The organism is Haladaptatus sp. (genome assembly GCF_049589095.1).
GTDB lineage: Archaea > Halobacteriota > Halobacteria > Halobacteriales > Haladaptataceae > Haladaptatus.
The window spans coordinates 1-8,307 of record NZ_JBAWAC010000110.1 but is presented as its reverse complement, the minus strand read 5'-3'; the positions used below and the strand labels follow the sequence as shown (position 1 = coordinate 8,307).

Genomic DNA, 8,307 nt, shown 5'->3' with positions numbered 1-8,307 from the left:
GATCAGGCGCTGTGGGACATCAAGGGGAAGTACTACGACCTCCCCGTCTACGAACTGCTCGGCGGGAAGTGTCGGGACAAGATCCGCGTGTACCAGTGGGTCGGCGGCGACCGCCCGGCGGGCGTCGCCGAGGCCGCTCGCGAGAAGGTGGACGCCGGATTCACGGCGCTGAAGATGAACGCGACGCCCGAACTCCGTCGAATCGACACGCCCGCGGCGGTCGATTCGGTCGGCGAGCGACTGGAAACGGTTCGGGAAGAGGTCGGCCCGGACGTGGACATCGGCGTCGACTTCCACGGCCGCGTGGCGAAGTCGATGGCGAAGCGACTCGCCGACGTCCTCGAACCGCACGACCCGTTCTTCATCGAGGAACCGGTGCTTCCGGAACAGAACGAGTTCCTCCCACAACTCGCGGCTCACACATCGATTCCGATCGCGACGGGCGAGCGGATGTACTCCCGTTGGGATTTCAAGGAGGTGTTCGAATCGGGCGCAGTGGACGTGATTCAACCCGACCTCTCGCACGCGGGCGGAATCACGGAAACGCACAAAATCGCGTCGATGGCCGAGGCCTACGACGTGGCGCTCGCACCACACTGTCCGCTCGGCCCGGTCGCACTCGCGTCCTGTCTCCAGGTCGATGCCTGCTCGCCGAACGCGTTGATTCAGGAACAGAGCCTCGATATCCACTACAACGAGGGCGGCGACGTGCTCGATTATCTAGCCGACCCCAGCGTCTTCGACTACGAGGATGGGTACGTCTCGCTCCCCGACGCCCCCGGATTGGGTGTCGAACCGGACGAGGAAACCCTGAGCGACCGGACCGGTCACGACGACTGGCACAACCCGGTCTGGCGACACGACGACGGCAGCGTCGCGGAGTGGTGAGGGCGCGATAGCATCGCTATTCGGTTTAGAAGAACGACCTGAATCGATCAGCCATTCCGTTCCACTTCGGACAAACCGATTCTCAATCCCGACGAGTTTGATTCGTCTCGTCGTAAGACGACGATCCAGCGCGATTACGTCGCTTGCATATCTGTTCGTCGGGAATAGTCGTGGTTACACACCAGTTGTAGAGTGTCCAAGTGAGAAATGGAGTACAACAGCAAGTGAGATGCACTAGTCGTCGGATGTCTTTATGCCAATTTTCCCCACCCCTCACACACCAGTTGTAGAGTGTCTTGGGTCGCATCACGGAGGCAAGCTAACGCAAACTTTGTGAAATTTGTCACTCATGTCGAATTTCTTATTTAACGCTGTGATAAGTATGGCGAGGGGGGTTGTCCTAAGATTACCGCCCAAAGATGGGGGTTTTAACGTACCGTTATGCTGACTATGACAGTACCCCCCGGATCCTGTATCATATGTGAATATTTCATATATTTATATATTTTATGGTATAGGAAATATTGAAAAGAGTAAACACCAGTGTGAGTGTTCATATTGCCATATTCCAGTTAGAATTGATTGTCTGTATCTGTCCTTTATATGCTGTTTCTCTCCCTATCGTTTTAGTGGCGTACGTTCTCTTGAGAGTATCTTAGGACATCCCCCCTCTCCCTCTGAGTAACAGTTGCTGACCTATGTGGGCTGTTCGTTGGGTGGTTTCTCTATTTCATCCTGAGAAATCGCCCGACTCGATGCTCTTGTTACACCTGAGCTTGTGTTGCCACTATTCGTTTCAAATCTAAAATGATCGAACCGTTTCTTCGGAAACTCAAAAAGCTCGGGAAACGTGGTGTCCCTCCCGGTGAAAACGGGTGTGCGACTTTGATCGACCCTGTTTTCGTTCAGGCGACGTATAACAAAACTCCATCCGGCCGACGAGGCTGTAAATGGGGTCCGTGGGTCTGGTTACCGGGAGGACAGTCGTACTACTACTCGTGCTGTCGCTCGTCGCTGGCACGTTCGCTCCGCAAGCGACGGCACAATCGTCGGGCGGACAGTCGTCGGGAGGGCCGCCAGCCGTTTCGATTTCCATCGAGCGGCACGCGTCCCAATCCGGCACCGTTCGCTATCATCTCGATTTCGAGACACCCGACGACGGGAGCCACTTCTGGCTCATCAATTACACCGGAAACGTGGTGTCCTCGGATGGGTTCGTCAGCGACCAAACGGGGAACGGAAACCACGCACTCCGCTGGGACGGCGAGACGGACTCCCCGTCGATGACGATCACCACGAGCGTTCACTCCGGAAGCGGTCGCGAGTTCGCGGCGACCGACGACTGGGCGCTCGCACCGACGCCGAGAGTGTCGGTTGCGTGGGAATCCACGGCCGCCGCCGACTGGAGCTATTTTCACCCCCTCCAGGACGACTATCCGGATCGAAGCGTTTCGTTCGCCGATTCCGGCGTTCTCGGATCGGCGTTCACGTACGTCGGGGAGTACGACGAACACGTCCGTCACGCGGACGGGCAACGATTTCGGATGATCGTCGCGTCCGATGCGTCCCCCGCCGAGTCCACCAAGTCGATTTTCGACTCGCTCAGCGCGGCGAGTAAACGGATTCCCGGCCAATCTCCGGACGACGTACTGATGTTCGTCCTCCCCGATCCGATCTGGCGCGGTGGGTACGCCTCGCCGAAGTACGGCGAACTATGGGTGCACGAAGACGCCCGTCTCGACGATCCGCAGAACCTCTGGTTACACGAGTATTTCCACACGCGACAGTCGTTCGAACTGGGCGATAAGATGGAGTGGTTTCGGGAGGCCAGCGCCGCCTACTTCGCGTCGGATTTGGCGATGAAGGAGGACGAAACCTCTAAATCCTCCGTTGTCGGAACGCTCTCGTCGAAATCGTACGACGCATCGACGCTCTCGAAACCGAGTACGTGGGCCGACCGCGAGGTCCCGTACTATCGCGGGGCGCTCACCTTGTGGGTACTCGACGAAAAAATACAGCAGGCGACCGACGGGCGTCATAGTCTGATGGACGTATTTCATCGGATGAACGAACACAATGGAACGGTCACGTACGCCGATTTCCGGAATATCGTCGACGATGTGGCCGGACGGTCGATGACACCGTGGTTGAACAAGCACGTCACGACGACCGCGAAACCACGGCTACAGGACCTCCAACAGGCCGACAATGCGGGATCGAACGTCGGCGGTGGTGATGGGTCACAGAAGGGTGGGAGCGCAAACAAACAATCCGGTGGTCTGAGCGGAATTCATTCCCCAGCAAAGACGGGTAACCTGTCTTCGACGCTCGTTTTCTGGGGAGGACTCGGGCTCGTCAGTTTGGTGTTCGGACTGACGGTGGCGCAGTACGCATCCGGTCTGGTGTCCCGGTTCCGCGGCGGAAAGGGGAAATAGGCCGGTTCTCCCATTTTCGTCTTAGTGTGGCAGTTTCAGTAGCGTGGCCACGCCGACGAGTATCGTGGCGAGGATCTTGAGCCACACTTCGATGGCGGCCCCCCACACCTTCAGCAGTTCACCGAGCCGACGCCACTTCGTCATCGAGTCGGCGGGCGATTCGTCTCTCGAATCGTCTGACGGGGTCTCCCCTGTCGTCTCAGTACCGATTTTCATTCTCTGGATCGCCGATGAGAAGGATACGGCTCGAAGAAGCGACCTTCTCTCCGGAACTTAATTACAAAGTATAGATATAAAAATCACTCTTCGTAATATTGTGAATATTTTTTGAGCGGACGTGACACACTTCCCCGATTTCGTTCACTCCGGGAGGATGCTTTCGTACTTTGCCGCGAGCGGGTATCGCCATCCCACGCCGAACGCTTTCGGTGACACCTTGAGCACGGGAGCGGCCTGAAACCGTTTGTACTCGGATCGATGTAGCATCGAAAGTACTCGACGAACCGTTTCGCGGTCGTGTCCCGATTCGACCAGTTCGTCGGCGGTCAACCCTTCGTCCACGTACCCCACCAGAATTGAATCGAGAACCTCGTACGGTGGAAGGTCGTCCTCGTCGGTTTGATCCGCTCGAAGCTCCGCGGAGGGCGGCTTTTCGATGACGCGTTCGGGGATAGTCGTCTCGGATTCGTTCATCCGATTTGCAAGCTCGTAGACGAACGTTTTCGGGCAATCCGCGATCGGAGCGAGTGACCCACACATGTCGCCGTAGAGGGTGGTGTACCCGATGGCGAGTTCGCTCCGATTGCTGGTCGCGAGGAGGAGACGGCTCTGTTCGTTTGCGATCGCCATCAGCGTCGTCGCTCGAATTCGGGCTTGGACGTTCTCCTCCGTGACGCTCGGTTCCTCGTCGAGAACCGGTGCCAACTCCGTCTCAAACGATTCGAAGGTGTCCTCTATCGGTATGTCAAGGAAGTCGATATCGAGGTTGTCGGCGAGTTCGCGGGCGTCGATCTCGCTCTCGTCGCTGGTGTATCTCGTCGGCATGGCGACGCCGAGGACGTTCTCCGGGCCGAGCGCATCGACGGCCAGCGCGGCCGTCAGCGAGGAGTCGATACCACCCGAAAGCCCGACGATGACGTCCTCGAACCCCGTTTTGTGGATGTAATCCCTGATCCCAAGTGCAAGTGCCGACCGGATCTCCGCCGCTCCAATCGGGGGTTCGGGGGCGATGTTTACCGTCGCAGGCGATTCGGCGTCGAGTGGAACGTCGTAGACCGCGAAATCCTCCTCGAAGGCCGCGAGTCGGCATGCTATCGTCCCATCGGGTGCGACGACGAACGATCGGCCGTCGAAGATGAGCTCGTCGTTCGCACCGACCTGATTCACGAAGACCAGCCATTTGCCGTGGTCGCTGGCGTGTGCGCCGAACAGTTGCTCCCGAAATGCGCTTTTCCCGCCATAAAACGGACTGGCGGAGCTGTTTACGAGCAGGTCCGCGCCCGCCGTCACGAGGTCTTCGATGGGGTCCTCGTCGTACTCCGGGCGCTCCCACACGTCGGGTTCGTTCCACGCGTCCTCACAGATACTGACGCCGAGGTCGGTTCCGTCGCCGAGCGTGTGGAGCGGTTGGCTCGTCGCGGGTTCGAAAAATCGATCCTCGTCGAACACGTCGTACGTCGGGAGGAGCCGTTTCTCGGTCCGACCGACGACCGTTCCATCGCGGCAGATTGCCACCGCGTTTTGCACTCCTTTCCCGTAATCGTCGGCGTTCCGCGCGACGAATCCGACGATAGCCGTGATGTCCGTCGCCTCCTCGGCGATTCGATCGAGCGCGGCGAGTTGTGTTTCGATGAACGACTCGCGTTTCACGAGGTCCTGGGGTGGATAGCCGACGAGCGCGAGTTCCGAGAATACGACGAGGTCGGCGTTCTCCTCGCGTGCTCGACGGATTCCGTCCTTGATCTTCCGCTCGTTGTCCTCGATATCCCCGACGGTGTAGTTCGATTGTACCAGCGCGACCCGATGCATGTCAACACATCCCATGGAATAGTAGGGAATCGAGTAGCAAAGGTGTGGTGTCGGTGAGATGCAGGAATTTTGTTGGCCATCTAGTGGGCAGGTGCTGTGTTCCTATTCAGTTGTATGGGGTACTTGTCTGATTTCCCTGTCAGTAATCCCACTACTTCCAGTCCAAGATCTCTCTTATGACACCCCCACCCCGGATTTCCAGTGCTTCTCCGATCATGTGTCCCCACTTGTTTCAGTGTTACCGCAGCATATTGAATTAATATACTATATTGGAACTCAAAATACCCAGTACTGTTCAGTTTTGTCACTACTCCACATATATGTTTCGTCTCTAGATATTAGTACCAGTAAATGAGGTTCGTCAATTGAGGAAAGCACTGGAAATCCGGGGTGGGGGTGTTATAATATGGCCCTAGCACTGGAAGTAGTGGGGTCACTTATCGTATTTAATAGTACTTAAACTGATGGAGCATCGGAAGCATTGGAACGGGTGGTCGTGGGGTTTTATATCGAAGGCCAACTCTTGCTTATTATACACTCATGTCGGACTTCGATTTCACACCAAACGAGTTTCCCTTTAAGAACAGGAACGTATTAATGGAGGACTACACTCCGAATACACTCGTTGGAAGAGATGACGAACTCACAGAGTATCATTCCGTGTTACAGCCTGCAATCAATGGCGAACAGCCTAATAACATTTTTCTCTATGGAAAAACTGGTGTCGGAAAAACTGCTGCGACACGATTTTTGCTTGATCGGCTGGAGCAAAACTCCGTTGAATACAATGTCGATATTAAAACAGCGGTCGTCAATTGTGACGGATTCGACACTAGCTACCGTGTTGCCGTCCATCTCGTCAACAAATTCTGCCCGCCCGAAGAGCAGATTAGCGATACTGGTTATTCGCGTTCGCAAGTTTATGATGCGCTATGGAATGTTCTTGATTCCTGTGGTGGAATTTTTATCCTTGTTCTTGACGAGGTTGATCACCTTCAGGATGAGTCGATTCTTTACCAACTCTCTCGTGCTCGTGAAAATCGAAATATCGAAAGCGCTCGTATCTCCGTCATCGGGATAAGTAACGATCTCACTTTTCGGGACCACCTTTCTCCCAAGACTCGTTCGTCTTTGTGCGAACGTTCTATTTCGTTCTCTACATACGATGCGAACGAACTCCAAGAAGTTCTCCGCCAGCGTGAGACGGCCGCCTTTACAGACGGTGCGCTTGAAGACGACGTTATTCCTCTTTGCGCAGCCTATGGCGCACAAGAGTCCGGCGATGCGCGTAAAGCCCTTGACTTACTTCTTCAAGCAGGTGATCTCGCCCGAAAAGAAGATGCTGATATCGTAACGGAAGATCATGTCCGGCGCGGGCGCGACGAACTTGAGGAGGAGGAAGTCGCTGTGGGAATTGTCTCGTTAAACCAGCACGAACAACTGGTTCTGTATGCTCTCACGACATTCGAAGCAAATGAGGAGACGCCGATACGTACGCGATCACTGTACGAGCGATATACCACACTCGCTGAAATGGCGGCGATGAGTTCCAATTCGTCACGATGGATGCGAGCTCAGTGCGATACCCTCGAAATGCTGGGACTCACGGAAAGCAATCACAGGAACGAAGGACTGGCCGGTGGAAGTTACCGAGAGCACGTTCTGGCGCAAGATTTAGATTTGGTTGTTCAGGCGCTTGACGGAACGATTATGCAGACCGGTATTCATGATAGTATTGAAAAACATATCTGAATCAGCTTAATGACCTCTGCTCCGTATCCCACCCGATTCTATCGGCGTGTGGGTTATTATTCCTCTTCTCTCTGCTGAAATCGATGACAAAATTTCTGACAATACCTGAGTGGCGTCCCCTCTTTCGATTTCCGTGATCGTGTTGTGAAAAGACACAGGACACGATGAGGGTGTGCCCGGAGGATAGCCCTTTCAGTTCTTTATCTCGACGTCGACATCGTCTCTCCACATTGGTCGCCGAACTGCTCAGGCTCGTTTGCAGGAACATCGCGGCAAACGTAAAGGTGCTTGCGCCCCTCGTTGTTTCATACTATGACGAAAGATTTGGACGTGTCGTGGCTTCACCTCACACCCGACGAGGAGGTTCTCTGGGCAGGTCACCGGAGTTTCTATCGGACGGTACCGGCGATTCTAGCCGGTATTATCCTCGTTTTGATCGGTGTCGGTATCATCGGGAGCGGCTCCTTCGGTCGGGCGAAGTGGCTCGGCGTTCTTCCGATTGTGGCCGGAATCGGGGTCGCCGTCCCACCGTTTCTCCGTTGGCGAAGCGAATGGTTCGTCCTCACGACCGAGGAAATATACCACAAGCGTGGCGTCTTCGCAAAGGACGTATCACAAATTCGATTGGAACGTGTGCAGGATATTGCCTTCTCACAATCACTTCCGGAACGCATCTTCGATTACGGGACGGTGAAGATACACACCGCCGGACCGTCGACGAACAACCTCATTTTTGAGAACGTTTCCAACCCACAATCTGTCAACGGACTGTTGACTGAACAGTTGGATAAAGTCTCTCCGCGGCAGTGATCTCTGAGTCGCTTATTTTCGATGTACAAACTCCGATAACAGAACATACGCGGTTTGAAACGATCTGAAACGGTGCACTACGAGTTTCTCCTTTTATTACCCCCCGGGGATATGGCCGAACCGAGGAAAGCGAAAAATGAGCCAAACTGACAGCGCCTCTCTTTGGACAGGTCCCCAAGAATTCGAGGGTTCTTTGAAGGCCCTCCTGGTTGCGGCACGCCGTGGTGCGGTCACGTTCGACCGCTCGTGGACGTTCCGCCGCGAGGACGATCACCCCGACCTCATGGTCGAAGTGACGCGACTTGCGAGCGATCCCGAGACCACACAGACCTGTGGGGAGCACGCACCTACGATGGACGAAACGGAGTTCGAAACCAAACTGTCATCCCTACTC

The 8,307-nt window shown here is 55.3% G+C and carries 7 protein-coding genes; 5 read left to right on the top strand and 2 right to left on the bottom strand.

What is annotated here, in order from left to right; translation table 11 throughout:
* Positions 1 to 888 (top strand): galactonate dehydratase (gene dgoD / locus WBV42_RS03755; protein WP_423984847.1); only part of this gene is annotated, 888 nt, incomplete at its 5' end.
* Between the two features lie 950 nt (positions 889 to 1,838).
* Positions 1,839 to 3,323, top strand: coding sequence for a glycyl aminopeptidase (locus WBV42_RS03750; RefSeq protein ID WP_423984846.1), 1,485 nt, complete (start codon positions 1,839 to 1,841; stop codon positions 3,321 to 3,323).
* A 21-nt stretch (positions 3,324 to 3,344) separates the two neighbouring features.
* Here the strand turns inward: WBV42_RS03750 and WBV42_RS03745 are convergent, their stop codons facing one another.
* Together WBV42_RS03745 and WBV42_RS03740 are read right to left on the bottom strand one after the other, a co-directional pair.
* On the bottom strand, positions 3,345 to 3,539 hold the full coding sequence (locus WBV42_RS03745) for a hypothetical protein (protein ID WP_253229080.1): 195 nt from the start codon (positions 3,537 to 3,539) through the stop codon (positions 3,345 to 3,347).
* 144 nt (positions 3,540 to 3,683) lie between these two features.
* On the bottom strand, positions 3,684 to 5,351 hold the full coding sequence (locus tag WBV42_RS03740) for an NAD+ synthase (RefSeq protein ID WP_423984845.1): 1,668 nt from the start codon (positions 5,349 to 5,351) through the stop codon (positions 3,684 to 3,686).
* 540 nt (positions 5,352 to 5,891) lie between these two features.
* Here WBV42_RS03740 and WBV42_RS03735 point away from each other — a divergent pair.
* From WBV42_RS03735 to WBV42_RS03725, 3 genes are all read left to right on the top strand, one after another.
* Complete coding sequence (locus WBV42_RS03735; protein WP_423984844.1) at positions 5,892 to 7,103, top strand: Cdc6/Cdc18 family protein; 1,212 nt, start codon at positions 5,892 to 5,894, stop codon at positions 7,101 to 7,103.
* 312 nt (positions 7,104 to 7,415) lie between these two features.
* Positions 7,416 to 7,913, top strand: coding sequence for a PH domain-containing protein (locus tag WBV42_RS03730; protein ID WP_423984843.1), 498 nt, complete (start codon positions 7,416 to 7,418; stop codon positions 7,911 to 7,913).
* A gap of 193 nt (positions 7,914 to 8,106) precedes the next feature.
* Positions 8,107 to 8,307 (top strand): hypothetical protein (locus WBV42_RS03725; RefSeq protein ID WP_423984842.1); only part of this gene is annotated, 201 nt, incomplete at its 3' end.